Here is a 26,451-nt window from a genome sequence, read left to right as displayed (position 1 = left end):
GCGCCTTCTCATTCAGCTCCCCGCCGTACCGCCCCGCCGCCGGCACCCCCCGCCCACCACCCGCCAAAGACCGATCCCGCACAACCGCAGCAACCACCGCACCCGCGCCGCCCCCCGCGCCCGGGCCGTCCACCGCACGCGCGCCGTCCGCCGTGCCCGCGCCGTCCGCCGCACCCGCGCTGTCCGCCGCGCCCGAGCCGCCCGCCGCACCCGCGTCGTCCGCCGTGTCCGCGTCGTCCAGCGCACCGGCCGCATCGTCTGCACGCCCGGAGCCAGCCGGCGTCCCGCCCGTACCGCCGTCAGCAGACCCAGGAGCACCACTCCCCACAGCCCCACCGCCCGACCCGCTCCCTGCACTGCCAGCATCTCCACCAACGGACTGACTACCAACGCCGTCAACCGACTGACCACCAACGGCGCGAACAGGCTGACCGCCAACGGCGCGAACAGGCTGACCACCAGCGCTCTCAAGGCGGCTGTCAGCTGCGGCACCCGCAGTAGCAGGACCCCTGCCAACGGGACCTCCGCCAGCAGGACCGTCAGCAGCATGACCCCCAACCACCAAGCCGTCGGTCAGACCTCGGGTGCCAACCACCAGACGATCGGCCGAACCATCCGCAGCTGCAGCAGCTGCGCCAGTCGAGGATCCAGCGCCCGCAGGTGTGTCGGGCGGTTCGTCCGCGTCTGTGGTGATGAGTGTGAGGGTGACTGTCTCCTCAGGCGTGACGTCGACGGGAGAGTCGGCGTGGTCGTCAGGTACCGCGTTGGAACGCATCAGGTTCTCCTTCGTCGTGTTCGGTGTACGGAGGGCCTCCGCCGCTGTCCCGCCTCCACTGGCAACTGCGCCCATCGCATCTCTCCCTGCCCTGGCAGGCAGTCCGTCGACCCCACCGGCTTCATCACCCGCTGCCCCGGCGGTTTCACCGGCGGATCCTTCGGCGCCCTCACCAGCGCCCTCACCAGCGCCCTCACCAGCGCCGTCACCAGCGCCCTCACCGGCGGATTGTTCGGCGGCTTCGTCGCGGGCGAGTGCGGGGGTGTACGCGGAGGTCGCACCGCGGATGGAGGGTGACTTGCCGGGCGGGAGGTGGTTCGCGCGGAGGTTCCGGCTCATGTCACTTCTCCTGATCGGTCGGCGGGAGGTGATCGCCTTGAGTCGGCGGCACGTGCTCGCCGCCGGTGGACGGCACGCCGCCGCCGTGATTGCTTGGTGCGCCTCCGCGAATGGGAGGTACTTGGAGTACCTGGCCGGGGATGAGGAGGTTGGGATTCGGTCCGATCAGCTGGCGGTTTGCGGCGTACCAGTCGAGCCATCGGGTCGCGATGGTGTCGTCTGTCGCTCCCGTACCAAGTTCGCGAGCTGCCAGCGTCCACAGCGAGTCCCCGTCGCGTACTACCACCCGAATGGCAGCTGCAGCTCGCACATCCGTGTACCGGATGGGCGCCCCATCAGTCGGCCGATCCGGCACCCCAATCCGCGTCCGCCGATCCGGCTCTCCGATCCGCGTTCGCCGATCCGTTGGCTTCTTGCCAGCCGGTCGATCCGCCGGTAGCCGCGTACCACCAGGTTGATCTGCAGGTGTCGGCCTCCCACTCACCGCACCGGGACCAGGCGTCGTACCGCGGCCAGGGGTGCCGGGCGCGCCCGGGGAGGTGCGGTGAGTGGGAGTGTCTCGGCGACCAGAACCGCCCACCTCGGGGCCGAGTTTGATGGTTGATGCGGGTTCGGTGGCGCGGAAGGTGGCGGTGTCGCTTGTTGGGGGGCTGACGGTGTGGTTGCTCGTGCGGGCGGTGGGGGCGGTGGGGATCTTCAGGTTGGAAGCGGGCTCGGCCTGAGGGGTGGGGGTGGTCTGGTGGGTTTGGGTGGGGGTGGCTTGGGCTGTGGTGAGGGTTAGGGGAGTGACGGCGGCTACGCCTAAGCCGGAGCGGAGCAGGGTGCGGGCGGTGCCGGTGGTGATGTGGCGGGACAGGGTGCCGGCTAGGGCGCCGGTTAGGCCGGGGAGTTGTTCCAGGGCGGTTGTGAGGACGGCGAGGGCCAGCCAGGCGTACGCGATCCACGCGACTGTGCTGATGGCCAGCACGGTGAGCGAGTCGAGGTCGTACGTGCGGACGCCGGTGATCGACCCGGCGGTGATCCAGCGCAGCAGGACGGCGACGGCAGCCAGGGCCAGTACCGCGATCGTGCCCTTCACTAGCCGGATCGTCGCGTTCATCCCACTTTGCCCCTGATCTATTAGTTTGCTTTAGTTTGCTTTGCCTTGATCACTATAGACCGGTTCTGGGCCGGGTTCGCAAGTCCTCGGCGTACGCAGCGTGGGCCTCGCGTGCGGAGAGTGACGGGTCGTGGTGCGGAGAGGTAGGTTCGCGGGCATGCGGTGGGATGCGTTGTTCGCGGACCTGGAGTCGCAGTTCGAGGCGCTTCAGGACGCCGATCTGTACGGCGAGGTGGCCGACCGGATCCGGGCCGAGGTCGGCAAGATCACCGTGCTCGACCGGCTGCGTGGGGCGGTGAACACCGTTGTCCGGATCGAGGTGCAGGACGCGGATCCCGTACGCGGCGTGCTGACCCGGGTCGGGAAGGACTGTCTGCTGCTCGAGACCGAGTGGTCCGAGGAGTGGTTGGTGCCGGTGGGCGCGCTGGTGGCCGTACACCGCCTGGGGCCGTGGGCGGAGCCGGCCGTGGGGGCGGTCGAGGGCAAGCTCGGGCTGGCGCATCTGCTGCGCGGGATCGCGCGGGACCGGTCGCCGGTCACGCTGTTCTGCAGCGGTGGCGGGCCGGTGACCGGGACGGTCGATCGGGTCGGCGCGGATTTCCTGGAGCTCGCCGAGCACCCGCTGGACACACCGCGCCGGCGGACCGAGGTCTACAACGTGCGCCTCGTCCCCACCCAGGCCCTACGAGCCCTCCGCCGCCGCTAACCGCGTCCGCCCGGCGGGGTTGCCACCTGGCCTGAAGGGTTGACCCCTCAAATTTCCAGGGGGCAACCCTCCATCTGAGGGGTCAACCCTCCAGATGGCGGGGGCAAGCACCCCAGCCGACCAGCAGCAGTTGGCGGTCCGTGCGGCGCCAGTGCGCCGGGCGGTTCGTGCAGGTGCCAGTGCGCCGGGCGGCTCGTGCGGCGCCGGCGCCGGGTAGTTCGCGCGGGGCGTCAGCTCGCCGCGCGGGCGGGTGGGTGCTCAGAGGTGGGCGGTGTGGCTAGAGGTGGGCGGACTCCGTTGAGTCTGCGTCTTCGCCGAACGGGTGGGTGTCGATGAACTCTTTGGTTTCCGTGTACAGCCGTTCGATGTACTTCTCGAGTTCGGTCGACTCGACTCGCCATTGGCCCCGGCCGCCGATCTTCACCGCTGGGATGTCGCCGCGGCGGACCAGGGCGTAGACCTGGTTCGCGGAGATGTTCAGCACCTCGGCGACGTCCGCGAGCTGGAGGAATCGGGGACCTGGCATCGTCCTGCTCCTTCGGGTAATGGCTGGTTCCTTCAGTTTGCCATGGTTCGCGGCCGGATGATCGCGGTTGTCCCCAATATGACTGCCTGTGGACAAACCTTCACGTGCTGCTCACGAACCAGGCAGAATAACGCCGAGGAGCGAACGATTGACTGGGGGAGACGACGTGGCCGAGACAGCCGTGCGGAGCGGGTTCGGGGCGCCGTCCGCCCCGGCGCAGCGGAATCGGAAGGCGCGGTGGAAGGACGGCCGGCTGGTACTCGGGGTGCTGCTCGTCGCGGTCACCGCGCTGGCCGGGGCCAAACTGCTCTCCTCGGCCGATGACACGACCACGATCTGGGCGGCGAAGCACGAGCTGAAGACAGGGATGCCGTTGACGGCCGACGACCTGACCACGGTGCGGGTGCGCTTCACGAGTGGCAAGGACGCGGAGCGGTACGTGGCGGCGGATGCTGATTTGAAGGGCCTGGTGGTGGGCCGGTCGATCGGTCCGGGGGAGTTCGTGCCGAAGGACGCCGCCGTACCGAAGGCCGATCAGGGCCGTACCGAGCTGCCGCTTTCCGTCGCGACCGGCCGGTTGCCGTCGGATACCGCGATCGGCGATGTGGTGGATGTGTGGGTGGTGCCGAAGAGTGAAGGGCAGTCCGCGAAGCCGTTGTGGAGCAGTGTCCGGGTGCTGCAGGTCGATTCGGTGAAGGGCGTCTCGGGCAGTTCGGCGCGGCGTCAAGTACTGATCGGGCTCGCCTCGAACGATCTGACCCGGATCCCGTCGGCGCTGACCGCACTGAGCACGGGTGAGCCGACGCTGGTACGGAAGGCCGGCTGATGTCGACGCCGGTGCTCTTGGCCGTGACCGGCGCACCGTGGGAGGCGGAGGTCGTACGGCGGACCGAACGCGCTCCCGGGATCCGAGTCGTTCGGCGCTGTGTCGACATCGCTGATGTGATGGCGGCGGCGGTGAGCGGGCAGGCGCGGGCGGTGCTGCTGGCCGATGCGCTGCCGCGCTTGTCGGGCGATGCGGTGGCCGCGCTGCATGCTCGCGGGATCGCGGTGCTGGCGCTGGTCGATCCGACCGAGACGGGCGCGCCGTTCGGGCCGGAGGACCGGCTCAGCCGGATGGGGATCGAGCGCATCCTGCCGGCCGATGTCAGCCCGAGCGACCTGGCCCGGGCCGTGATCGATGCGGTCGAGGCCGGGCCGCCGATATCGGCTTCGCATTTCGGTGGCGGGTTCGTACCGCTGTCCCCCGAGTCGACCGCGCCGAATCTCGAACCGGCCGGGTTCCAGCCGGGGTCTGGCCGGCTGATCGCGGTGTGGGGGCCGACCGGTGCGCCGGGGCGGTCGACGGTCGCGGTGAATCTGGCGTACGAGCTGGCCGCGAAGGGCGTACCGACCTTGCTCGCGGATGCGGATGTGTACGGCGGGACGGTCGCGCAAATGCTGGGGATGCTCGACGAAACGTCCGGTCTGGCGGCCGCAGCGCGGTCAGCGTCGAACGGTTCGCTGGATCTGATCATGCTCGCCAAGCACGCCAGACAGGTGGAGCCGGGGTTGCTCGTACTGACCGGGCTGAGCCGGGCGGATCGGTGGACGGAGTTGCGGCCGGCCGCGATCGAGACGATTTGGTCGACGGCGCGTCAGTTGGCGCCGTGCACGGTGGTGGATGTCGCGTTCTGTATCGAGACGGATGAGGAGATCTCGTTCGACTCGCTCGCGCCGCGACGGAACGGGGCGACTGTGGCGACCCTCGAAGAGGCCGATGAGGTGATCGTGGTCGGCACAGCTGATCCGGTCGGGTTGACGCGGGTGATCCGGGCGCTGCATGAGTTGCGTGCGGTGGTGCCGTCCGCGGTGGTTCGGGTGGTGATGAACAAGGTGCGTTCTGGCGCGCTGGGTGGGTCGCCGGGCGAGGCGGCCGGCGCGGCGCTGGCGCAGTACGCGGGGGTTGAGGTGGCTGCGCTGTTGCCGTTCGACCAGAGTGCGGTGGATGCGGCGATGACGCACGGCCGCAGCCTGTCCGAGGCGGCGAAGTCGAGCAAGCTCCGCAAGTCGTTCCAGCAACTGGCTGCCTCAGTCGCGAAGGAGGTCACCCCGGTAACTGCATAGGTGGCGGAATCAGGGTTGGGGTCGGGGTTATCCCGGCCGACAGGGCGGGCTGGTTGTGTCAGGGTTGGGACTACCTTCGTAACGTAGCTGAGGAGCGTCATGTCCGATGTTCAGGACCGTCCGGTGAGTTCGATGACGTCTCAGCGGCGGTACGGGATCGCCATTTCGGTCGCCCTCATTCTCGGTGCGGCGTACTGGGCGCTGACCGGGCTCACCGACGGTACGAAGAACAGCCAGGACTCGTACCAGTTGCAGGGCGATGCACTCGTGGTGAAGGGCGGATCGGCACCGGTCGAGGTACGGGCGGGGGACGGATCTGAGGTGAAGGTCGAGCGCCAGTTCCAGCGGAACGTGTTCGGTTCGGACCCGAAGGAGCAGTTCCACCCGGACGACGGCCGGCTCGATCTGAAAGCCGGCGGGTGTGGGTTCCTGTCCTTCGGCTGCAAGACCAGCTATGTACTGACTGTTCCGCGAGACGTGAAGCTGACCGTGGAGAACAGCAGCGGTGATGTGACCGTCACCGGATTCCCCGGCGGGGCGAACCTGAAGACCAGCTCCGGCGACATCGACGCCCATGGTGTCGGCGGACCGTTGGTGATGGAGTCCAGCTCCGGCGGAATCACCGGCGACGAACTGACCTCGACCTCGGTCACGGCGCACAGCAGCTCGGGCGGTTCGAACCTGGAGTTCACGGTCGCGCCGGAATCGGTGGAAGCCAAGTCGAGCTCCGGCGACGTCGCGATCCGGCTTCCGTCCGGCGACGAGGCGTACAAGGTGGACACCAAGACGTCCTCCGGCGACGAGTCCGCGACCGTGAAGACCGACCCGAACGCGACCCGCACGATCCAGGCGAAGACCTCGTCCGGCGACGTGACGATCGAGTACAACCACTGAGCTACGCCGAGTGACCGGCAGGACCGGCAGGGTGAGCGGGCCGGTGGGCTGAGTAGGCTTGCGGGCATGGTCGAGGTGCGTGCGCAGCCGCGTGGTCTGCTGGTGGACTGGGGCGGCGTCCTCACCTCAGGCCTGGAACCGGCGCTCCGCCGCTGGGCGGAACTGGACGGTTTCGACTTCGATTCGTACCTCCAGGCGGTGCTCAAATGGCTGCCCTCGGACAGCCCCGGCGCCACCGCCGCCGAGGCCGAGCTGAACCCGGTGCACGCGCTCGAGCGCGGTCAGCTCGCGGTCCCGGACTTCGAGCGGAAGCTGGCCGCGATGCTGGTCCGTCAGGACGGTACGCCGGTGCCGGCCGAGGGCCTGATCGAGCGGATGTTCGCGCATTTCGAGCACCAGCCGGCGATGTCCGCGCTGGTCCGCCGGATCAACCAGCGCGGCATCCGGACCGCCCTGCTGTCGAACTCCTGGGGCAACACCTATCCCCGGGAGACCTGGGCCGGGATGTTCGACGACATCGTCATCTCCGGTGAGGTCGGCCTGCGGAAACCCGAGCCGGAGATTTTCCGGCTCGCGGCCGGCCGGCTGAACCTCGAGCCCGCCGAGTGCGTCTTCATCGACGACCTGCAACTCAACGTCGACGGTGCCCGTGCCGTCGGCATGACCGCGCTGCTGCACACGTCGTACGACGAGACTCAGCGAGCCCTGGAAACCCTGTTCGGAGCCGACCTGTCGTGACCGTGACCACCCCCGCCTCCTCCCCAGCTCGTTCGGACGGCCGCCGCCGCGTCGCCATCGCGGTCGCCGCCTGCGCGGCCCTCGTGGCCCTCGGTGCCTGGATCGGCAGTCTGTACGGCGGCATGATCGACCTGCGCGTGTACCGGATGGGCGGCTCGGTCCTGCTGCACGGACAAGCGCTGTACGACGCGAAACTGCCCGGCTCTGGCCTCCCGTTCACGTACCCGCCGTTCGCGGCGATCGCGATGGTCCCACTGGCCGCGGTGCCGTGGGGCGTCGCGCTGGTGACCTGGACGACGATCTCGGTGCTGTGCATCACCGCGCTCTGGCGGACCAGCCTGCCGAAGACGTTCTGGTCGTTCATCAGCCAACGGAAGCGTACGGCGGTACTGGTCGCGCTGACCGTCCTTTCACTGCTGCTCGAACCGGTCTGGCAGACGATCCAGTTCGGTCAGATCAACCTGCTGCTGACCGCGATGATCCTGCTGGACCTGGTCCGGCCGAACAACGCCCGGCTGCGCGGCTTCTGGCTCGGTGTGACGATCGGCATCAAGCTCACCCCGCTGCCATTCCTGGCGCTGCTGGTGGTGACGAAGCAGTGGCGGGCGCTGCGCAACGCCCTGTTCGGCCTGCTGGCGACGATGGCGGTCGGGTTCGCGCTCGTTCCGCATCAGTCGTGGCGGTACTGGACCAGCGTGATCCTCGACGCGAACCGGGTCGGTGGAATTGCCTACACCGGGAACCAGTCGTTCAACGGCTTCTTGCACCGGATCGGCAACAACGCCGGCTGGGTGCAGCCGACCTGGTTCTTGCTGTCGGCAGTGTTCGGCCTGCTGGTGCTCTGGCTGGCCCGGCGGTACTGGCTGGCGGACGAGCGGGTCACAGCGATCGCAGTACTGGCGCTGGCCGTGCTGTACGCGTCACCGATCTCCTGGAGCCACCACTGGGTGTGGATCATCCCGCTCGGTGTCAGCCTGATCCGCGGGATCAACCGGGTCTGGGGCCTGAATCCGGCTGTGGCCACCGGTGTGCTGTTCTACGGCCTGTTCGTACTGCGGTCGATCTGGTGGGTGCCGTACCGGGATGACCGTGAGCTGGACTGGTCGTTCTGGCAGGCCATCCCCGGCAACTCGCACCTGATCGTCGGCATGATCGCCTTCATCCTGCTGGCAGTCACCAGCCGCAGCCTGCCCAAGGCATCAGCTGGAGAACAGCAGTAGCAGGCCGCCGCAGGTGTAGCCGACCATCACTACTAGAAGTGGCAGCTGGCCGACCAGCGCCCTGGCACGGGGGAAGAGTGCTACGGCGCGGTCGTGCGCGGAAATGACCCCTAGTAGGTGACCGCAGACCACAGCCAGTACCTGCACCACGGCGATCGCTGTGCTGTGGTTGGTGATGCCGGTGTTCACCGCGAGCAGTCCGGTGCCGAAGACGTTGGCACCGTTGCTCAGTGGGTCACTCAGGTAGATCAGCGTCCGCTGGCCTTCCAGAATGAACAGTGTGAGGTAGTGCGCCACCACGTACCCGAGCACGATCGGTACGACGGAGTGCGCGAACAGACCCGGTAGTGCAGTCCGGGAGCTGTCCGACAGACGCCCGGCAAGCACAGTGGCGCCGGAGTACGTCAGTAGTACGACCAGGATGAAGACGATCAGTGCACCGGTACCGAGCCAGGTCATCGAGATGTCCTGGTTCTGTGCCCAGCCGATCCAGGCCGACGAGTTCGAGAACCCGTCGTACGCAGTGGAGCCGAGTAGTGCGGCGACCATGCCGACGAGACCGGGCTGTGGTTTCAGACCGTCCAGGTTCTCCAGCGGGCGGCGTACTACCAGTGCACCGTCCGTACGACGACCCCACAGGGACAGGCGCGACATCAGCGTGGCGTACACCTCGAACGGATCGCCCTGGGAGAACCAGCGGTCGCCGAACAGGATCGCGCCGAAGAGCGTGATCACGACGTACAGCGCGATCCAGGCCTGTAGTACTGGAATGGTCGCTCTGTCCGGTGCGACCAGCTCCAGCCAGGTGAAGGCGAAGATGCCCAGTGCGGCCGGCCACAGTCCCACCCAGGCCGGTAGCTCCAGCAGGCCCTTCGACGGTGACTGGCGGAGCAGCTTGGACAGTAGTAAGTGGATGGTTCGCAGCGGGTTGAGAGTCCGCCAGACCGGGCCGAGCAGGAGCGAGATGGGTACCAGGCCGACCCAGACCAGGATGTAGATGAAGCCGAAGATCGGGTTCGTCAGGCGGTCGACACCGAACATCAGCGACACCATCGCGTACAGGAAGATCGCCAGGCCGATCAGCCGGACCAGCCAGCGGAACCAGCTCGCGTCGACGGTCCGGGTGAAGGCGGCAGGCAACGGATCGCCGGACGCGTTGCCCCGGTACTTCGGGCTCCGCCAGGCCAGCCCGAGGATGACGAACGACAGCGTCACCGCGACCGCCGCACCCCCGACCGCCAGCCCGAACGGAACCGGCAGATCCTGCCGCCCGCCGATGCCGTGCAGCGGCAGAAGCAAAGGCATCACGAGACGACGAGCTTGGCGACCAGCTTCGCGGACTTGTGGGTCTCGACCTCGAAGGTGCCCTTCATGTTCGCGGTGAACTTCACCGACGCGGACTTGCCCGGGGTGAGCTCCAGCTCCTTGTCGTAGCCGTGGATGTGCAGCTCCTCGTCCGCGTCACTCACCGCGGTGACCAGGACGGTCTGGCCGGCCTTGACCTTGATCGTCGCGCCGCTCGGGTTGACCTTGCCGTTGGCAACAGTGATGTCGATCTTCACGTCGGCCTGCTCACCCGCCGGGGTGCCGCTGCTGGACGGGGCACCGGAGCTCGGCGTACCAGAGCCGGCCGGGGTGCTCGCCGGCGCGCTCGGTGACGGTGAACCGGAGCCGCTACTGGAGTCGCCTCCACCACAGCCGGCCAGGACCAGCATGCCGAGGGTGGGCAGGAGAGCGGTGGCGGCACCGCGGGTCAGCGTCGAACGCATCGGTCCAGAGGCCTTTCAAGACGATCTACGAGGGGCACAAGACGCACCCTCTTGCCTGACGAACACGAATACCTCAGTGTTCCCGTACGGCCAGTGTCGCAGCCCACTGTCCGTGCCTGCCGCTAGGGTGACGAGAGACTGGAAACGAGAGGAAGGTGACCCCGGAATGCCTGATCGGCTGACCTCGTTGGACCTCACCTTTCTGAAGGCCGAGTCGCCGGCCACGCCGATGCATGTCGGTACGGTCGACATCTTCGAGCCGCCGGTGCACGGGGACGAGGGGTTCGACTACGAGAGCCTGGTCGCGCTGATCCGGGACCGGATCGCGTTCGTGCCGCGGTACCGGCAGCGGGTCCAGCAGATCCCCGGGCGGTTCGCCGGGCCGGTCTGGGTGGACGACGAAGAGTTCGACATCACATTCCACGTCCGGCGGTCGGCGCTGCCCCGGCCGGGGACGCACGCGCAGCTGCTGGAGCTGGTCGCCCGGATCATGTCCCGGCGCCTGGACCGGGCCCGTCCGCTCTGGGAGATGTACCTGGTCGAGGGCCTGCAAGGCGACCGGTTCGCGATCATCGCCAAGTCCCATCAGGCGCTTGTCGACGGCAACAGCACGGTCGACATCGGGCAGGTGGTGCTCGACTCGACCGCGCACCCACGCGAGACACCTACTGACACCTGGCAGCCGGAGCACCCGCCGTCCGCGCTGGAGCTGCTCGCCGGTGTGTTCGCCGACGCCACCCGGCACCCGACCGCCGTGCTGGAGCTGGCCCGCGCCGAGATGGCCAGCCTGACCGGCTCCACCTCGGTCCGTGAGGTGCTCGGCGACGTGGTCGGCTCGCTGGCCGCACAGCGGCACGCGCAGGAGAGCTCGCTGCACGTCAAGACGTCCGGTCAGCGCCGGTTCACCACCGTGCAGACCGACCTGGAGGATTACCGGACCATCCGCGCCGCGCACGGCGGCACGGTCAACGACGTCATCCTCGCGGTCGTCGCGGGCGGGTTCCGGGCCTGGATGATGACCCGCGGCGAGGGCGTCGGCCCGACCCGGAGCGTACGGGCCGTGGTGCCGGTCAGCATCCGCGACGACGAGGACGACGAACCGACTTCGCTCGGCTCCCGGGTGATCGCCTCGACGGTGAACCTGCCGGTCGGGGAGAACTCCCCGGTGATGCGGATGCACCAGATCTCGTACCAGACCAAGGTGCACAAGGACACCGGCCGCGCGGTGAGCGCCCGCTCGCTGGTCGGGATCGCCGGGTTCGCTCCGACCACGCTGCACGCGCTCGCGGCCCGGGTGGCGACCGAGACGGTCCGGCCGATCGACGACGTGGTGATCACCAACGTGCCGGGACCACAGTTCCCGCTGTACGCACAGGGCGCGCCGATGCTGGCGTCGTACCCGGTGGTGCCGTTGATGCCCGGCCAGGGCCTGTCGGTCGGCGTCACGTCGTACGACGGGAAGGTGTACTACGGGCTGAACGCGGACCGCACCGCGATGCCGGACTTGACGGTTTTCGCCCAGTGCCTGAACGACGCGCTGGACGAGTTGCTGGACACCACCAAGGGCAGCCGGAACCGGGCCTCCCGGGGCCGGAAGAAACCCCGCTCCGCACCGAAGAACACACAGCCCAAGAAGGCGGGTTCATGAGGGTCTACATCCCATCCACGCTGCGGTTGCTGAGCGCCGCGTGCAACGCGGGGGAGCTGGGGCCGGCCCCGCTGGCGGCGTACGCCGTCACGCCGGCGCTCCGCGAGTGGTACACCGAGGGTGACGAGGAGGAGCTGGAGTACGCCGCGATGGCGCAGGCCGCCCGTGCCTCGGTCGGACTGCTCGCGGCCGATCCGGGTACCGCACGGAGACGGGTGGTGATCGCGGCCGAGGTCAGCGCGGTGCCGCCCGCCGACGGGTCGGTGGAGCTCGGTGATGCCCGGCTGGAGCTGCATGTGGTGATTCCGTGGCGGATGGTGGCCTCGGTGCACCTGGACACGGCGGACGCGGTGCCGGTGGTGCGGAAGGCCGCCGACAGCTGGGAAGCCGCCCAGAACGGTGACGACGACGCGGTGTTCGCCCTGGATTCGTGCGAGGGTGAAGACCTGATGTGGTATGCGACACAGGAGATTCCCGACCTGCTCGCGGCGGAGGGGCCGCGCGGACGGTCGGTCAACGGGTCGGCCGATGGGTCGGACTGACGGGAGCTGATGGCGATGCAGGCGATCTGGAAGGGTGCCATCTCGTTCGGGATGGTGACGATCCCGATCAAGGTGTTCTCCGCGACCGAGGAGAAGGACATCTCGTTCCGCCAGGTGCACGTGGCCGACGGGGGCCGGATCAAGTACAAACGGATCTGCTCCATCGACGGCGAAGAAGTGCCCTACTCCGACATCGGCAAGGGGTACGAGATGCCGGACGGGCGGATGGTGGTGCTGGACTCGGACGACTTCGCCGACCTGCCGCTGTCCAGCAAGAAGGTCATCGACGTGCTGGAGTTCGTGCCGGCCGACCAGGTCGACCCGCTGTACCTGGGCAAGTCGTACTACCTCGCCGCTGACGGCGGGCCGGGCGCGAAGCCGTACGTGCTGCTCCGGGACGCCCTGGAGGGCTCCGAGCTGTACGCGCTGGTGAAGGTCGCGCTCCGGTCCCGGGAGAGCCTTGGGCTGCTCCGGACGGTTGACGACGTCCTGGTGCTGCAGGTGATGCTCTGGCCGGACGAGATCCGGGACAAGGCGTTCGCGGCGCCCCCGGAGGACGTCGAGATCCGGTCCCAGGAGAAGGCGATGGCGTCGTCATACATCGACACGCTGCGCGGTGAGTTCGACCCGGATCAGTACCACGACGAGTACCGGGTGGCGCTGGAGAAGGTGGTCGAGGCGAAGGCGGAGGGCGTACCGCTGCCGGAGTCCGAGGAGGAGGAGACCGAGGGCGCCGAGGTGGTCGACCTGGTCGCCGCGCTGCGGGCGTCGGTCGAGGCCGCCAAGGCCCGCCGCGCGGGTGGCGCGGCGGAGGAGCCGGCCAAGAAGGCGACGGCGAAGAAGGCGGCCGCCGCGAAGAAGGCCCCGGCCAAGAAGGCGGCCGCCGCCAAGAAGGCACCGGCGAAGAAGACCGCGAAGAAGGCCACCAAGAAGTCGGCGTGACCTTGGTCGCAGAGGTCCGGACCAGTTATCCACAGGGCGTACCAGTCGGGTTCGTGGTCCGGGGCTCTCGCGTGGCACGATGCAGGTGTACTTGAGGGGGTACGGCGGCCATCCGTCCCGCTGTACCTCTGCAACGGTCCACCACATGATCGAGGAGTCCGCAGCATGGATGCCGTCACCGTCGTCCCGACGCCCGCCAACGAGCCTGTGAAGGGGTACGCGCCTGGTTCGGCCGAGCGTGCCGGGGTGGAGGCGAAGCTCAAGGAGTTCACCGCGGCCGGGGCGATCGACCTGACCTGCACGATCGGTGGGGAGCAGAAGCTGGGCGGCGGCGCCCCGATCCAGGTGGTGCAGCCGCACAAGCACGCCCACGTGCTGGGTACGCTCGGTAACGCGACCGAGGCGGACGGCAAGGCCGCTGTCGACGCGGCGCTGGCGGCCGCTCCGGCCTGGCGCGCGCTGTCCTTCGACGACCGGGCCGCGATCTTCCTGAAGGCCGCCGACCTGCTGGCCGGTCCGTGGCGGGACACGCTGAACGCGGCCACCATGCTCGGTCAGTCGAAGACGATCCAGCAGGCCGAGATCGACGCGGCCTGTGAGCTGATCGACTTCCTCCGGTTCAACGTGGCGTTCGCGCGGCAGATCGTCAGCGATCAGCCGATCTCGTCGCCGGGTGTCTGGAACCGGGTGGACTATCGTCCGCTCGAGGGTTTCGTGTACGCGATCACGCCCTTCAACTTCACCGCGATCGCCGGGAACCTGCCGTCCGCGCCCGCGCTGATGGGCAACACGGTGGTGTGGAAGCCGTCGCCGACGCAGCAGTTCGCGGCGCACTGGACGATGCGGTTGTTCGAGGCGGCCGGGCTGCCGGCGGGTGTGATCAACCTGGTCACCGGCGACGGCATCGAGGTCAGCAAGGCCGCGCTGACGCATCCGGACCTGGCCGGCATTCACTTCACCGGTTCGACGAAGACGTTCCAGTCGTTGTGGGGCACGGTGGGGGCGAACATCGCCTCGTACCGGACGTATCCGCGGCTGGTCGGTGAGACCGGCGGCAAGGACTTCATCCTGGCGCACCCGTCGGCGGACCCGGCGGTGCTGAAGACTGCGATGGTGCGCGGCGCGTTCGAGTACCAGGGGCAGAAGTGTTCGGCGGCCTCGCGTTCGTACGTGCCGCGCTCGGTGTGGAACCAGATCCGCGACGACCTGATCGCCGAGACCGACTCGCTGACGATGGGCGATGTCACCGACCTGTCGAACTTCATCGGTGCGGTGATCGACGACCGCGCGTTCGCCAAGCACAAGGCGGCGCTGGACCGGGCCGCGGCGAGCGACGCGGTCGAGGTTGTTGCCGGTGGCACCTATGACGACAGCGAGGGGTACTTCGTCCGGCCGACGCTGCTGGTCTCGGACGACCCGGCCGACGAGATCTTCACGACCGAGTACTTCGGCCCGATCCTCGGCGTGCACGTCTACGACGACGCGGATTACGCGGCAGTGATGAAGGGCATGGAGAACTCGGCGCCGTACGGTCTGACCGGTGCGGTGATCGCGCAGGACCGGCACGCGGTGGCGGAAGCGGCCGAGTACCTGCGGTTCGCGGCCGGGAACTTCTACGTCAACGACAAGCCGACCGGCGCGGTCGTCGGGCAGCAGCCGTTCGGCGGCGCCCGCGCCTCCGGAACGAACGACAAGGCCGGCTCGATGTGGAACCTGATCCGCTGGGCCTCACCCCGCTCGATGAAGGAAACCTTCACCCCACCCACCGACTACCGCTACCCCCACCAGGGCTGAGCCCCCCACCAGGGCTGATACCCGGACCGCGGCTGATACCCGCCACTCGAGCCGGCCTGGGCGCCCACCCAGGCCGTCAGCGCAGGGTGGCCGGGCGGGTGGGCGTGGGGGAGCTGAGGACGTCGGCCGCCTCGGCTCGGCTGACGATGCCGGCCGCCCGGCCGAGGTCGACGGCCTGTTCCCAGTGCGTACGGGCCGCGCGGTGGTCACCGAGTTGCGCCAGCGCGTCGCCGATACCCCAGATGAATTTCGGTACCAGCCGATCGTGCCCAGTGCCTTCCGCGAGCTCGGCGGCCTGCTGGAGACAGGAGATCGTCTCGCGCGGGCGATTCGTCCGCGCGTAGACCTTCGCCAGGTTTCCGAGCAGGACCGCCTGGAGTGCGTGCTGTCGTGGCGGTAGCTCCGCCTCGGCTGCCAGTTCGCGCATTCCACGGACGGCATCCCCCAGCACCTTCTCGGCCTCGTCCAGGTTGCCGGACTCGCGATAGACCAGGCCGAGCTGGTTCGCGGTCGCGAGCACGCCGAAGCGGTCACCGGAGACGCGCCGGATCTCGATCGCGCGCCGGAGCAGCCCGAACGCTTCCTCGACGCCGGCGGCGTCGGTACCGCCGTCCGCCAGCACATAGCCGAGCCAGCCGACCGCGTTGGCCTCACCGAACGTGTCGCCGATGGCAACGAACCCGTCGGCCGCGGCCCGCCCGTGGCGGATCGACACCTCGTGCTGGCGCAGCGACAGGTGGGTCAGAGCCAGCTCCAGGTGCGCGAAGGCCCGCAGCTGCTCGGTGGCGCCCGCGGCCAGCACCAGCCCGCTGAGCGTGATCTGCTCGGCGGTCCGGGCCAGCCCGCTCAGCACATAGTTGCCAGCAGCCACAAAACTGCCGACCAGGTCGGCGCCACCAGGTTGTTCGACGACGAGACGCGCGACCTGCAGTACTCCCGCCAGCTCCGCTCGGACCCAGTCCGCGGCTCCGTCTCCGTCGGCGATCACGGCCGGTGCGGCGTCCACCGCGGGTCCGGCCGACGTACGCCAGCGAGCTCGCTCGCCACCGACGAGCAGCGCGATGGCCCGCGCGGTCGCGACGTAGTGCGCCATCACGTCGTACCGCGCCCGGTCCCGCTCGGCCGTACCGAGGCCCCGGTCGGCCACTTCCCGGGCGAAGAGCCGGACCAGGTCGTGCAGTACGTAGCGGTCGCCGGCCGGCTGCACGAGCTGTGCCTCGACCAGTTCGTCGAGGTTGCGGCGTACGTCGTCCCGCCCGGCCATCGCCGCGGCGACCGGAACGCTGACGCTGCTCAGGCCGAGCACCCCGAGGTGAACGAGAACGCAGGCGGCGTCCGCGCTCAGGGCGTCGAAGCTGACAGCGAAGCTGGGCCGGACCGCGAGATCACTGTGCTCCAGCTCGGCCAGCCGGCTCCGATCGTCGGCGAGACGCGTGGTCAGCTCCGCGACCGGCCAGTCCGGCCGGGCAGCCAGGCGCGCCCCGGCGATCCGGAGCGCCAGCGGCAGGCCACCGCACAGCTCGATCAGCTCGTCGGCGGCGGCGCGATCGGCATCGATCCGGGCCTGGCCGGCCAGCCGGCTCAGCAGTTCGACGGACGCCTCGTTCGCCAGCGTTTCGAGGCGGATGTGCAGCGCGCCGTCGAGCGTTGCCGGCACGACCCGGCTGGTGACCAGGACGGCGCTGCCCGCACCTGGCAGCAGCGGACGAACGTGTGCCGCATCGGCCGCGTTGTCCAGTACGACCAGGGTCCGCGCGGAGCTGGTGAGTGACCGGAACATCGCCGCCAACTCGTCCTGGCCGGACGGAATCCGGTCCTCGGCGACGCCCAGCGATCGGAGCAGGCGGGTCAGTACCGCGGCCGGGACGGACGGTTCGGCTCCCGGAGTCGAACCGTGCAGATCGACGTACAGCTGGCCGCCCGGGAAGGCGTGCGCCGCCGGGTGCGCGGTCTGCAGGGCGAGGGCCGACTTGCCGACCCCGCCCGGTCCGCTGATGGCGATCACCGTGACCGCACCGTCGGTGGGCGGCACAGTCAGGTACTCGGTGATGCTCTTCACCTCGGTGCGGCGGCCGGTGAAGGTCGTACTGAGCGGTGGAAGCTCGGCCGGTACGTGGCGTGCCGCCGGCGCCGGATCGGCTGCCTCCAGCTCACGGTCCTGCTCGAGGATGCGTTGTTCCAGGCGGCGCAGCGCCGGTCCGGGCTCGATGCCGAGCTCGTCGATCATCCGGGCGCGGGCGGCGCGGTACGAGTCGAGCGCCTCGGCGGTCCGGCCACTGCGGTACAGGGCGAGCATCAACTGTCCGCGGGCGCGCTCCCGCACCGGGTGCTGCTCGGCGAACGCCTGCAGTTCCGGGATCAGCCGGTGATGACGGCCGGCGTCGAGCTCGGCGTCGTACCAGTCCTCGGTGGTGGTCAGTCGGCCTTCGGTCAACCGGGCGGCCTCGTCGCGGACCTCGTCGATGTCGGCGATGCCCGCGTACGGGTCACCGCGCCAGAGCGCGAGTGCTTCGGCTGGACGGCCGGCGGCCGCGAGACGTTCGAACTGCAGCACGTCCAGCTCGTCCGGAGCGACGGTCAACCGGTACCCACCGGGGCCGTGCGCGATCCGGTGCTCGCCGAGGACCTGGCGGAGGCGATGCACGTACACCTGGAGGTTCGTGCGGGCGTTGCGTGGCGGACGGTCGCTCCACAACCTGTCCAGCAGGTAGTCCGCGGAGAGCGGCTGGTTCGGCCTGATCAGCAGCAGCGCGAGCAACAGCCGCTGCTTGCCCGACGAGATCGTGAGCACGGCGCCGGCGTCGCTCAGGATGTGCAATGTCCCCAGTACGCCGAAATGCATCGGTGCCCCCCAGCAGCGTCGTGCCGGTCAGCATAGTGCGGCGCAAGGCCACGTGTAGCGGCCCCGATCACAGTGTGGATGTCAGGTCACCGGCCGCTGGACAGTACGGCAGTCGTACAACGCCCACGCACTGTCGTCTGTGGTAGCTACCTGCACCGCAGCTCGACGTACACCCTGCGAACCGCGAACGTGTACCTCTACAACACCAACAACGGCCGGTTGTCCCTCAGCGGGGTGTACCGCATCCGCTGACGTCAGGCCGTGCGGGTGTCCTGGAGGGGTGGGTCTACGAGGAGTGCGGAGCCGCAGCGGACGCAGATCCACTCGTCTGGCTCGTCCACCAGGTAGCCCGAGGGCTCGATCCGTTCGAACGGCATCATGGCGGCGCAGAACGCGCAGTACTGGTCCGTGCCGGCTTGATCAGTGCTCGACTGATCGGTGCTTGGCCGCTTCTTCCGCAACATGGGAACGGGTCACCTCCGGTGCGATCCTTCAGTTCAGATTGCCACCGGAGGTGAGTCGTTCAGCGCAGCGACACGGCTTCGTGCCTGGTCAGGCAATCGGCGGCCGGCTCGGGGCAGCGGCTGAGCAGCTCGTGTGAGCAGTTGAGCAGGCTCGGGTCAGCGGCCGGCCCATTCGCGGCCGAGGTCGTGTTCCTTCCGCAGGCCGGACTCGATCGCCTCGACGACGGTCGGCTCGAGCTTCTTGCCGATCAGCGGAACGTTGACCTTCACATCCAGGTCGATCGACTGGACGGTCTGCGCGCCGGCCGGCGTGATCCGCGCCGAGCCCTTCAGCGTGACCGGGGTGTTGGAGATCTCGCCGGTCACGTCCGCGGTCCGCGAACCGTCGGCCGCGGCCGCGTGCCAGGTCTCGGTCTGCACCACGGTCAGCGTGTCGCCGACGAACTTCTTCGCCATGTCCGGGATGTCGACGGCCTCCATCTTCCGGGTCACCGCGACGATCGTGTCACCCCCGGACGTGCTCACCCGCACGTCGTACGACAGCGCCTTGGTCTTCTCGCAGGCCTGCTCGCGGAAGGCGGGGTCGGTGACGATCGCGAACACTTCCTCGGGGGTGGCGTCGTACGACGCCGAAAGCTTCAGCTCCATGGCGACATCATGACATTCAGTCCGAGTTCAGCCACACCCAGACATCGGGTGTCGCGTCGATCCCGGCGGCCTGGAAATCACGCAGCACAATGGCCTGATTGGTTTTCAGCGCCATCCCGTCACCGAGTACGCCGGTCGCGACCAGGTCCTTGAACGCGTTGATCAGTCGTTCCGGCGCCGGTCCATCGGCCCCCGGGGCGTACGCGTCCGCGAGCACCTCCAGGGCGGCGTACGGAGCATGCACGCTGTACCCGTACTCGCGACCGGGATCATCGCCGCTCGGTCCGTAGTCGTAGAACTCGGTGAACAGGATGCCCTTGTCCCGCGCGTCCGGGTCGATCGTCAACGTCAGCGTGAAGATGCAGTCGTTCGGACGATGTACGCGGAGGAGCGTCTCGCGCCAGGCGGATCCGTAACTGCGGAAGGCGACACCCGCTTCGGTCAGCCAGCCGGCGACGCGGTCGCGGATCTCCATCGGGCGGCGCGGTGTCAGGTCACCACGATCGGCCAGTACACGCCAGGCGGCGACCATTGCGTCGTCCGGCTGGAGCCGACTGTCGATCGGAGCTCGATTTGCCAACCAGGGCAGGAGTTTGTCGAGTTGGCCGTGGTCGAACTGCAGCTGGTACAGGGCGTCGCGCCAGGGTTGTCCTTCTGGACCCCAGCCTTCTTGGAAGCTGATTTGTTTGGTGGCTGAGGCGATGGTCAAGGTTATCGCGGCCTGTTGATCAGGTTGGGTGGGGACTTGGATGAGGGTTTCGCGCCGGTCGATGCCGCGCGGGCGGGTGCGGACGCCGGAACCGCGGCACCAGGTTGCGAACTGGTCGCGGACGGCGCCTTGGCCGGCCAGCGGATTTATGGTGCCATTGGCAACTAATTGATGGATCGAGGCGACCAGTTGGTCTTCGAGGTTGCCGCTTGTGGGGGCTTTCAGCAGGTGGGGCAGGGCGTCGTACGCGAGGCTGAGGCCGTAGCTGTAGCCGAGGATCTCGGCCGGGGCGCGGTACTCCTCGGTGAACGAGATTTCGTCGGCGTCTCCTGGGGTCCAGAACGCCACGCTCAGGGTGATCGTTCGGTCAGTGAAGGGTTGCGGGACAGTCGAGATGATGTGCTCGCGATGGGTGCTGCGGCCGTCGATCGACCACTCGGCGGAGAGGCCTGCCTGGTGGCACCAGCGGCGGAGTTCGGCGGCGATGGTTCCCGGGGCGTAGCGCTCGAAGTCGTCCCGCACCGCCGCGGCCCGGCTGACGTCGGCAAGCCGGTCGCTGTCATCTGTGCTGGCGCGGTGGCCCGGCTGTTCGAGGTACGCGATCAGCGTGTTCAGGCCGCTGAGCGGGGTGCTGACGATGTGGTGGGTGTCGGCTTCGAGGGTGTACTCGATCCGGTCGGCGAGCTCCAGCGTCAGCCGGCAGTTGTCGCGCTCGTAGATCGTCGTCACCCGGCGAAGGTACCTCTCCTAAGGGGCCGCGTTGAGCAGATCGAGCGCCGACTGCTGCCGCGCGGCATCCAGCTTGTCGATGGGCCCGTACCAGCGCAGCCCGTAATGATCCATCGGCGTCCGGTCGGCCGCGTACGCCCGATCGGCCTGTCGTTGCAGATAGGACGTGTACGGATGATCGCCCAGCGCCGCATTGAGCTTGCCGAGCCCGCGAACATGCGCGCCCTTGAACGAAGGACCGTCCGCGCCGCAATCACCGCCCTCGCACGGTTCGCGCAGGATCCCGTCGGTCGTGTGCAAACCCGCCGCGGTCGTCGAGGCATCGGCCAACTGGCGCGCGGACGTCAGGTACGCCGAGTTGTTCGTTGCCTTCGACAACTCGGTGAGCGCTCCGATCAGTACGCCCTGGTTGTACGTCCACGCGGTGTCGCCGTTGTTCTTGCAGGTGGACAAGTTGATGCCGTCGTTCACCAGATTCGACCCGTTGATCATCCCGGTCTGCTGGAACCAGGTCCAACCGGCTTGGGCTCGTTGCAAGTACGTCGCGTCGCCGGCGATCCGGGTATGCAACTGCGCATTGAGCTGGATGTACAAGGAGTTGGAGATCGCGTTCTTGTACGTTTTCGCTTCGCTCCACCACACTCCGCCGCCGCATGTGTTGTCCCAGTACGCGGCCATGTGATCCGCGTCGGCGCGGGCGGTTTGCAGGTACCGTGCATCGCCGGTGAGGTCGTACGCCGCGACCCACGCGAGACCCCACCAGCCGGTGTCGTCGATGTAGTCGTTGCGGAACTGGCCCTCGAACTTGTTCAGATTCAGGTCGTACGTGCGGGCGATCGCGTACTGGTAGCTCTTCATGCCGCTGATGCTCATGTTGTCGATCAGCGCGTTCAGGGCGTTGGCCGAATTCCACCAGCCGGTGGTGTCGAACAGGCCGGTGCCGAGGTTGTAGTCCTGCATGATCGCGGTGGCGGCCGCGGTCCGGCGATCCCAGGCGTTCCAGGTGGTGCGCGCCCACGGTGTACACGCGATGTCCGGGCGGTCGCCGGCCTTGCCGCAGGCGCGCAGGGCGCCGACGCCGAGGTTGTTCCAGTCGTCGATGTTGTACAGCTGCGTACGCCAGCCGCGCTGCCCGGTGGGGATCGCGGTGTTGCCGAGGCGGCTGCCGCCGGTCCAAGTGCGGCCGCCGTCCATCGAGCGGTCCAGCCACACCTCGTCGCCGGGGTTGCCGTTCTCGATCGAGGCCCAGCCCATCGCGTCGTCGTCGTCGAAGTGCAGCGCGATCGTCCGGCCGAAGAGCGTGCTGGAGACGGGGACGCGGTCTTTCGGGGCGAGCGCCGGGTCGCGGGCGTCGCAGTACTTGTTGCAGATCGTCGCCTGGGTCGACATGGTCACCGGTGGGGTCTCGGGCGCCGGCGGGACGGGTGCGCCGAGCGGTGCGATCAGGGTCAGGCTTGCGGCGGCGATGCTGGAAACGATTCCAACAATCATCGGATCTCCCCGGGGCGGTAGGAAGAATGCGGTGCCACCGAAGGTAAGCGCCCCACCACACCACGTCAAGATCCGCTGACCACCGAGAGCCGGCCGCCCGCCCGCAGGGGTGTCAACCGCCCCAAACCGGTTTGGGGCGGCTGCCTACGTGGAGTGGGGTGGGTTGTGCTCCCGTTATGGGTGGTGGGGCGCCCCAAACCGGTTTGGGGCGCCGCCCAGGAGAGTGGGGCTGGTGAGCTGAAACCTGGCGATGCGGCGCGCGTAGTTGGCCAGGCGCGCGCGGTGCGGCTGGAGTTGGGGCGGGCGGGTCAGGAGGTGAGGAGGGTGAGGAGGATTGCGGTGGTGACGGCGATGGTGGTGATGATGGCGACGCGGCGGCCGCGGGTGCGGCGGCGGGTGATGGTGGAGCGGTCGACGCGGGTGGAGCACGGCTCGAAACCGAGGCCGTCGGCCGGTGCCAGCACGCTCCCGAGCCGCGCCAGGACAGACCGCGCGGCAGCCTGCCGGGTCGCCTCCTCGACCACCCGCCGGCGCATGAACTCACGCGCCAGGACCGGCGAAGGCGTGAGGTCCGCCGGGAGCGTGAGTGTGGGCGGGAGGGCGCGGTGTACGGCCGCGTGGGCGGACGCGATCCGCCTTGCCCGGCTGATCGCAGGCGGGAGGATCAGGTAGGCAAGGTGGACCAGCGAGCGGTACTCGTCGAGCAGCAGTGCCTCGATCGACGGTTCTTCCCGCGTCGGCCCCTGGACCGGCTCTGGGACGATCGGGGTTTCGACCGTGGCGGTCATGCAACTCCTCAGCTCGGCGTACCCAAGGTCCAACGAACGAATCACTGACCAGTCACGAACTGGTCGGTTAGTCTCCGATCATGAGCACTGGTGAGGGAGTCACGGGGCAGTGGGGCGGCGTCGACGTGCACTTCGGGGAGGACGGCGGCCGGCTCACGTACGGGAGCTATCTGCGCTTGACCGAGCTACTGGACCAGCAGCGACTGGAATCCGATCCGCCCGCGCACGACGAGCTGCTGTTCATCACCATCCACCAGGTGTACGAGCTGTGGTTCAAGCAGGTGCTGCACGAGCTGACGGCGTCACGTGACGCGATGCTGTCGGGTGAGTTGTGGCTCGCGGAACATCTGCTCCGGCGCGTACACACGATCGAGCGGACGCTGACGCAGCAGGTCGACATCCTGGAGACGATGACCCCGCAGGACTTCGGGGAGTTCCGGCACCGGTTGTCGCCGGCGTCCGGGTTCCAGTCGGTGCAGTTCCGCGAGATCGAGTTCCTGTCCGGTGCGAAGGACCCGTCGTTCGTACGCCGGTTCCGTGGGCTGACCGAGGTGGAGAAGGACCGCCTGCGCCGCCGCCTGGAGGAACCGACCCTCTGGGACGCGTTCCTGGAGGTGCTGAGCAAGGCCGGTTTCGACACCGAATCCGAGGACACCGTCCGGCACGCGCTCCGCACGGTGGCCGGCGATCGCGCCCACTACGCCGCCATCTGGGAGCTGGCCGAAGCCATCCTCCAGCACGACGAACTCGCCGCCGCCTGGCGCGCCCGGCACGTCGTCATGGTCGAACGCATGATCGGCACCAAACCCGGCACCGGCGGCTCCTCCGGCGCCAGCTACCTCCGCAGCCGCCTGGATCTCCGCTACTACCCCCTCCTCTGGAACCTCCGTTCGAACCTATAGTCCTTCCGTCCAGCTCGTTCTGCCGGAAGGACTGATGGTGTGAAGGTCTACTCCGAGGTTGGGGTGCGGCGGGTCGGGCAGGTGGTGGGGGATTTGATGCTGGTGGTGTGGATTTGGGTTTGTGTGGAGCTCGGGCGGGTGGTTTTCCGGGTTACCGACGCGTTGGGGGCGCCGGGGCGGAAGGCGGCCGAGGCGGGCGACGGGATCGTGGGGAACCTGCGGCAGCTATCCGAGCCGATCGGAAAGGTGCCGGCGGTGGGGGACCAGTTGCGGTCGCCGATCGACGGTGTCGCGGGGGCGGCAGCGAAGCTGGCCGAGGCCGGGCGGGATCAGGCGCACGCGGTCGAGCAGCTCGCGTACGTGCTGGCGGGCGTGACGATCGGCCTGCCGGTGCTCTTCGCCGTACTGCTCTGGGTCCCGCTCCGGGTACGGTTCGTACGGCGGGCGACCGCGGCGCAGAAGTTCATCGACAATGCCGCTGATCTGGACCTTTTCGCCTTGCGGGCGATGGCCAATCAGCCGATGCACAAGCTCGCCCGGATCTCCGACGACCCGGTGACGGCCTGGCGCGAGGGCGACCGCGCGGTGATCGCCCAGCTCGCCACCCTCGAACTGCGCACCGTCGGCCTCAAACCACCTCGGGAACCGGCTTAACAACCGCTTGAGGGTGGCTTGGGGTGGGGCCGGTTACCCTCAGGTACATGGCGCGGGTGCTGCTGATCGAGGACGACGACGCGATCCGGTTGTCGCTGGGGAAGTCCCTGACGGCGGCCGGTCATGTCGTGTCGGCGGTGGGCGCGGGCGCCGACGGGGTGGCGGCCGTGGCGCGGGAGCGGCCTGAGGTGCTGCTGCTCGACCTCGGCCTGCCGGATCTCGACGGCCGGGACGTACTGGCGATGGTGCGCGCGGTGAGTGACGTACCGGTGATTGTCGCGACCGCCCGCGACGACGATGCCAGCGTCGTACGGCTGCTCGACGCGGGCGCGGACGACTACGTGATCAAACCGTTCAGCGCCGCCCAGATGGACGCCCGGATCCGCGCCGTACTGCGCCGCCTCGGCCAGGACCAGCAGGGCGACTCGACGGTCGAGATCGGCGGCCTGAAGATCGATCCGCGCAGCCGGGAAGTGACGGTCGACGGCAACGCGGTGGATCTGACCCGGAAGGAGTTCGATCTCCTGCTCGCGCTGTCGCGGCGGCCGGGCGCCGTGGTGACGAAGCGCGAGCTGCTCGCGGAGGTGTGGGGCCTGCCGTGGGGCGGCGGTGACCGTACAGTCGACGTCCATCTGTCCTGGCTCCGGCGGAAGCTCGGTGAGACGGCCGCCGAGCCGCGGTTCGTACACAGCGTGCGCGGCGTCGGGGTCAAGCTGTCGGCGGACGGCTGACCATGCGCCGCCGGATCCTGCTGCTTTCGGTCGGTATGACCACGTTGGTCGTGCTCGCGTTCGCCGTACCGCTGGTGCTCCTGCTGCGGTCGACGACGGCCAACGAGTCGAAGGACAAGGCGCGGTACCGGGCCGAGAGCGTGGCGTACTACGTCGGCGAGCGGGGTCGTACGGCCAGCGACATCACCGCGTACATCGATGGTCTCAGTGACGGTCCGGGCAAGATTTCGGTGCGGATGCCTGACGGGTCGACGCTCGGAACTCCGCCGCCCGGTGGCGTCCCGGCGCCTCAGCAGGTCCCGGGCGGCGGTTACGGCGACGGCGATGGCGACCACGACAAGGGCCCGCCGAAGGTTGGTGACGCCAACTACCGCGACGTCAGCGGCGGCCTCACCGTCGATGTCGGAGTCGGTACGCCGAGCGGGCCCGCGTCGGTGTGCCTCTACCTGACCAGCGACGAGCTGTACGCCGGTGTGGTCCCGCGATTGCTGATCCTGATCGGCGGCAGCCTGGTCGTCCTGCTGCTCAGCATCGTCGGCGCCGAGCTGGTCTCCCGCCGGCTGGCCCGCCCGCTGGAGGAGACGGCGGGTACGGCGGAACGGCTCGCCCGCGGTGACATGAATGCCCGCGCGCCGACGACCGGTCCGGCCGAGGTCGCGAAGGTCGGTTCCGCGCTGAACAGACTCGCGGACCGGATCGACGAGGTGATCGCGGTCGAGCGCGAGGCGGTCGCGGACCTGTCGCATCGGCTGCGTACGCCGTTGACCGCGCTTCGGCTGCAGGTGGAGGCAATGGGCGACCAGGAGAGCGCGGAAGAGCTGAACACGCAGGTCACGAGCCTGGAGCGGACGCTCACCGCGGTGATCAGCGCGGCCCGGCGTCCGCAACGGGAGGGCCGGGTGCCGCATTGTGACGCGGTTGAGGTGACGCGGCAACGAGCAGCGTTCTGGGAGCCTCTGTTCGAGGATCAGGGCCGTGAGCTGGCGCTCGACCTGCCCGAGCCGCCCGCGATGGTGCGGGCGTCCGCGGAGGATCTCGGCGCCGCGCTGGATGCGCTGGTGGAGAACGTGGTCGCGCACACTCCGGACGGGACACCGGCCAGGATCACGCTTTCCCGTACGGCGCCGGGAGTGCGGATCACGGTTGCTGACAAGGGTCCGGGCATCCCGCTGGGCGCCGGTGAGCGCGGTCGCAGCGATCGCGGGTCCACCGGGCTCGGCCTGGACATCGCGCGGCGCTGCGCCGAGGCCGCCGGGGGCAGCCTGACTATCCAGGCCAACGAGGTCTCGCTGACGCTCGCCGGCCAGTAGCAGTACATGCCAATGGCAACAAAACCTTGCGACACACTGTAGTCATTTGGTTACTCTGAAGTCCTTTCTGTGGTATGCCTGGCTG

At 68.7% G+C, this 26,451-nt stretch carries 26 protein-coding genes; 15 read left to right on the top strand and 11 right to left on the bottom strand.

Annotated elements, in window-relative coordinates; translation table 11 throughout:
- Positions 1 to 12: 12 nt before the first annotated feature.
- Together ABD260_RS18620 and ABD260_RS18615 are read right to left on the bottom strand one after the other, a co-directional pair.
- Positions 13 to 549, bottom strand: a complete 537-nt coding sequence (locus tag ABD260_RS18620; protein ID WP_344234857.1) for a hypothetical protein — start codon at positions 547 to 549, stop codon at positions 13 to 15.
- A 566-nt stretch (positions 550 to 1,115) separates the two neighbouring features.
- Positions 1,116 to 2,213 carry a LysM peptidoglycan-binding domain-containing protein gene (locus ABD260_RS18615; protein WP_344234856.1) on the bottom strand — a complete coding sequence of 366 codons (1,098 nt, stop codon included), beginning with the start codon at positions 2,211 to 2,213 and terminating at the stop codon, positions 1,116 to 1,118.
- Between the two features lie 157 nt (positions 2,214 to 2,370).
- On the opposite strand from ABD260_RS18615, the gene ABD260_RS18610 reads away from it, so the two are divergent.
- Entirely contained in the window at positions 2,371 to 2,919 is a 549-nt protein-coding gene (locus ABD260_RS18610; RefSeq protein WP_344234855.1) for a hypothetical protein, read from the top strand.
- Between the two features lie 277 nt (positions 2,920 to 3,196).
- Here ABD260_RS18610 and ABD260_RS18605 read toward each other — a convergent pair whose 3' ends face one another.
- Positions 3,197 to 3,445 carry a helix-turn-helix domain-containing protein gene (locus ABD260_RS18605; RefSeq protein ID WP_184836195.1) on the bottom strand — a complete coding sequence of 83 codons (249 nt, stop codon included), beginning with the start codon at positions 3,443 to 3,445 and terminating at the stop codon, positions 3,197 to 3,199.
- A gap of 166 nt (positions 3,446 to 3,611) precedes the next feature.
- Here ABD260_RS18605 and ABD260_RS18600 point away from each other — a divergent pair, with 166 nt between their 5' ends.
- From ABD260_RS18600 to ABD260_RS18580, 5 genes are all read left to right on the top strand, one after another.
- Complete coding sequence (locus ABD260_RS18600) at positions 3,612 to 4,271, top strand: CpaB family protein (protein WP_344234854.1); 660 nt, start codon at positions 3,612 to 3,614, stop codon at positions 4,269 to 4,271.
- Complete coding sequence (locus ABD260_RS18595) at positions 4,271 to 5,551, top strand: CpaE/TadZ family protein (protein WP_344234853.1); 1,281 nt, start codon at positions 4,271 to 4,273, stop codon at positions 5,549 to 5,551. The genes ABD260_RS18600 and ABD260_RS18595 overlap by 1 nt, the downstream gene beginning before the upstream one ends.
- 99 nt (positions 5,552 to 5,650) lie before the next feature.
- Positions 5,651 to 6,445 (top strand): DUF4097 family beta strand repeat-containing protein, encoded by a 795-nt coding sequence (locus ABD260_RS18590; RefSeq protein ID WP_344234852.1) that lies wholly within the window; start codon positions 5,651 to 5,653, stop codon positions 6,443 to 6,445.
- A gap of 66 nt (positions 6,446 to 6,511) precedes the next feature.
- Positions 6,512 to 7,183, top strand: coding sequence for an HAD family hydrolase (locus ABD260_RS18585; protein ID WP_344234851.1), 672 nt, complete (start codon positions 6,512 to 6,514; stop codon positions 7,181 to 7,183).
- Positions 7,180 to 8,403, top strand: a complete 1,224-nt coding sequence (locus ABD260_RS18580; protein WP_344234850.1) for a glycosyltransferase 87 family protein — start codon at positions 7,180 to 7,182, stop codon at positions 8,401 to 8,403. Before ABD260_RS18585 ends, ABD260_RS18580 begins: the two co-directional genes overlap by 4 nt.
- Here ABD260_RS18580 and ABD260_RS18575 read toward each other — a convergent pair.
- Both ABD260_RS18575 and ABD260_RS18570 read right to left on the bottom strand, forming a co-directional pair.
- Positions 8,383 to 9,708 (bottom strand): hypothetical protein, encoded by a 1,326-nt coding sequence (locus tag ABD260_RS18575; RefSeq protein ID WP_344234849.1) that lies wholly within the window; start codon positions 9,706 to 9,708, stop codon positions 8,383 to 8,385. The two genes, ABD260_RS18580 and ABD260_RS18575, sit on opposite strands and share 21 nt — an antisense overlap.
- Positions 9,708 to 10,172, bottom strand: a complete 465-nt coding sequence (locus tag ABD260_RS18570; RefSeq protein WP_344234848.1) for a cupredoxin domain-containing protein — start codon at positions 10,170 to 10,172, stop codon at positions 9,708 to 9,710. The genes ABD260_RS18575 and ABD260_RS18570 overlap by 1 nt, the downstream gene beginning before the upstream one ends.
- Before the next feature lie 166 nt (positions 10,173 to 10,338).
- On the opposite strand from ABD260_RS18570, the gene ABD260_RS18565 reads away from it, so the two are divergent.
- The 4 genes from ABD260_RS18565 to pruA all read left to right on the top strand — a co-directional run bounded on the left by ABD260_RS18565 (position 10,339) and on the right by pruA (position 15,098).
- Positions 10,339 to 11,820: a WS/DGAT/MGAT family O-acyltransferase gene (locus tag ABD260_RS18565; RefSeq protein WP_344234847.1), complete on the top strand. Its 1,482-nt coding sequence runs from the start codon at positions 10,339 to 10,341 to the stop codon at positions 11,818 to 11,820.
- A complete protein-coding gene (locus ABD260_RS18560) occupies positions 11,817 to 12,362 on the top strand; it encodes a DUF6912 family protein (RefSeq protein WP_344234846.1) in 546 nt (181 codons plus the stop codon). Before ABD260_RS18565 ends, ABD260_RS18560 begins: the two co-directional genes overlap by 4 nt.
- Before the next feature lie 15 nt (positions 12,363 to 12,377).
- A complete protein-coding gene (ku, locus tag ABD260_RS18555; RefSeq protein WP_344234845.1) occupies positions 12,378 to 13,304 on the top strand; it encodes a non-homologous end joining protein Ku in 927 nt (308 codons plus the stop codon).
- Positions 13,305 to 13,469: 165 nt separating this feature from the next.
- Positions 13,470 to 15,098: an L-glutamate gamma-semialdehyde dehydrogenase gene (pruA, locus tag ABD260_RS18550; RefSeq protein WP_344234844.1), complete on the top strand. Its 1,629-nt coding sequence runs from the start codon at positions 13,470 to 13,472 to the stop codon at positions 15,096 to 15,098.
- A 76-nt stretch (positions 15,099 to 15,174) separates the two neighbouring features.
- Here the strand turns inward: pruA and ABD260_RS18545 are convergent, their stop codons facing one another.
- On the bottom strand, positions 15,175 to 17,940 hold the full coding sequence (locus tag ABD260_RS18545; RefSeq protein WP_344234843.1) for an AfsR/SARP family transcriptional regulator: 2,766 nt from the start codon (positions 17,938 to 17,940) through the stop codon (positions 15,175 to 15,177).
- A 78-nt stretch (positions 17,941 to 18,018) separates the two neighbouring features.
- On the opposite strand from ABD260_RS18545, the gene ABD260_RS18540 reads away from it, so the two are divergent.
- Entirely contained in the window at positions 18,019 to 18,192 is a 174-nt protein-coding gene (locus tag ABD260_RS18540; RefSeq protein ID WP_344234842.1) for a hypothetical protein, read from the top strand.
- A gap of 2 nt (positions 18,193 to 18,194) precedes the next feature.
- On the opposite strand, the gene ABD260_RS18535 is transcribed toward ABD260_RS18540, so the two are convergent.
- The 5 genes from ABD260_RS18535 to ABD260_RS18515 form a co-directional block, all read right to left on the bottom strand.
- Entirely contained in the window at positions 18,195 to 18,404 is a 210-nt protein-coding gene (locus tag ABD260_RS18535; RefSeq protein ID WP_344234841.1) for a hypothetical protein, read from the bottom strand.
- Between the two features lie 156 nt (positions 18,405 to 18,560).
- A complete protein-coding gene (locus ABD260_RS18530; protein ID WP_344234840.1) occupies positions 18,561 to 19,052 on the bottom strand; it encodes a DUF2505 domain-containing protein in 492 nt (163 codons plus the stop codon).
- Positions 19,053 to 19,068: 16 nt separating this feature from the next.
- On the bottom strand, positions 19,069 to 20,490 hold the full coding sequence (locus ABD260_RS18525; RefSeq protein WP_344234839.1) for a hypothetical protein: 1,422 nt from the start codon (positions 20,488 to 20,490) through the stop codon (positions 19,069 to 19,071).
- 18 nt (positions 20,491 to 20,508) lie between these two features.
- Positions 20,509 to 21,981, bottom strand: coding sequence for a glycoside hydrolase family 76 protein (locus ABD260_RS18520; RefSeq protein WP_344234838.1), 1,473 nt, complete (start codon positions 21,979 to 21,981; stop codon positions 20,509 to 20,511).
- Between the two features lie 308 nt (positions 21,982 to 22,289).
- Positions 22,290 to 22,769 carry a hypothetical protein gene (locus ABD260_RS18515; protein WP_344234837.1) on the bottom strand — a complete coding sequence of 160 codons (480 nt, stop codon included), beginning with the start codon at positions 22,767 to 22,769 and terminating at the stop codon, positions 22,290 to 22,292.
- An 80-nt stretch (positions 22,770 to 22,849) separates the two neighbouring features.
- Between ABD260_RS18515 and ABD260_RS18510 the strand changes: the two genes are divergently transcribed.
- Genes ABD260_RS18510 through ABD260_RS18495 form a run of 4 tightly spaced genes read left to right on the top strand, consistent with a single transcriptional unit; the run spans position 22,850 to position 26,366 of the window.
- The gene (locus ABD260_RS18510) at positions 22,850 to 23,671 is read left to right on the top strand and encodes a tryptophan 2,3-dioxygenase (protein ID WP_344234836.1); all 822 of its coding nucleotides are present in this window, start codon (positions 22,850 to 22,852) and stop codon (positions 23,669 to 23,671) included.
- 39 nt (positions 23,672 to 23,710) lie between these two features.
- A complete protein-coding gene (locus tag ABD260_RS18505; protein WP_344234835.1) occupies positions 23,711 to 24,325 on the top strand; it encodes a hypothetical protein in 615 nt (204 codons plus the stop codon).
- 47 nt (positions 24,326 to 24,372) lie between these two features.
- On the top strand, positions 24,373 to 25,056 hold the full coding sequence (locus ABD260_RS18500; RefSeq protein WP_344234834.1) for a response regulator transcription factor: 684 nt from the start codon (positions 24,373 to 24,375) through the stop codon (positions 25,054 to 25,056).
- A 2-nt stretch (positions 25,057 to 25,058) separates the two neighbouring features.
- Complete coding sequence (locus ABD260_RS18495; protein WP_344234833.1) at positions 25,059 to 26,366, top strand: HAMP domain-containing sensor histidine kinase; 1,308 nt, start codon at positions 25,059 to 25,061, stop codon at positions 26,364 to 26,366.
- Positions 26,367 to 26,451 lie beyond the last annotated feature (85 nt).

The sequence above is a fragment of the Kribbella hippodromi genome, assembly GCF_039531045.1.
In the GTDB taxonomy this organism is placed as follows: domain Bacteria; phylum Actinomycetota; class Actinomycetes; order Propionibacteriales; family Kribbellaceae; genus Kribbella; species Kribbella hippodromi.
Note: the sequence above shows the minus strand (reverse complement) of the source record. Positions and strands in the feature narration are given on the sequence as shown.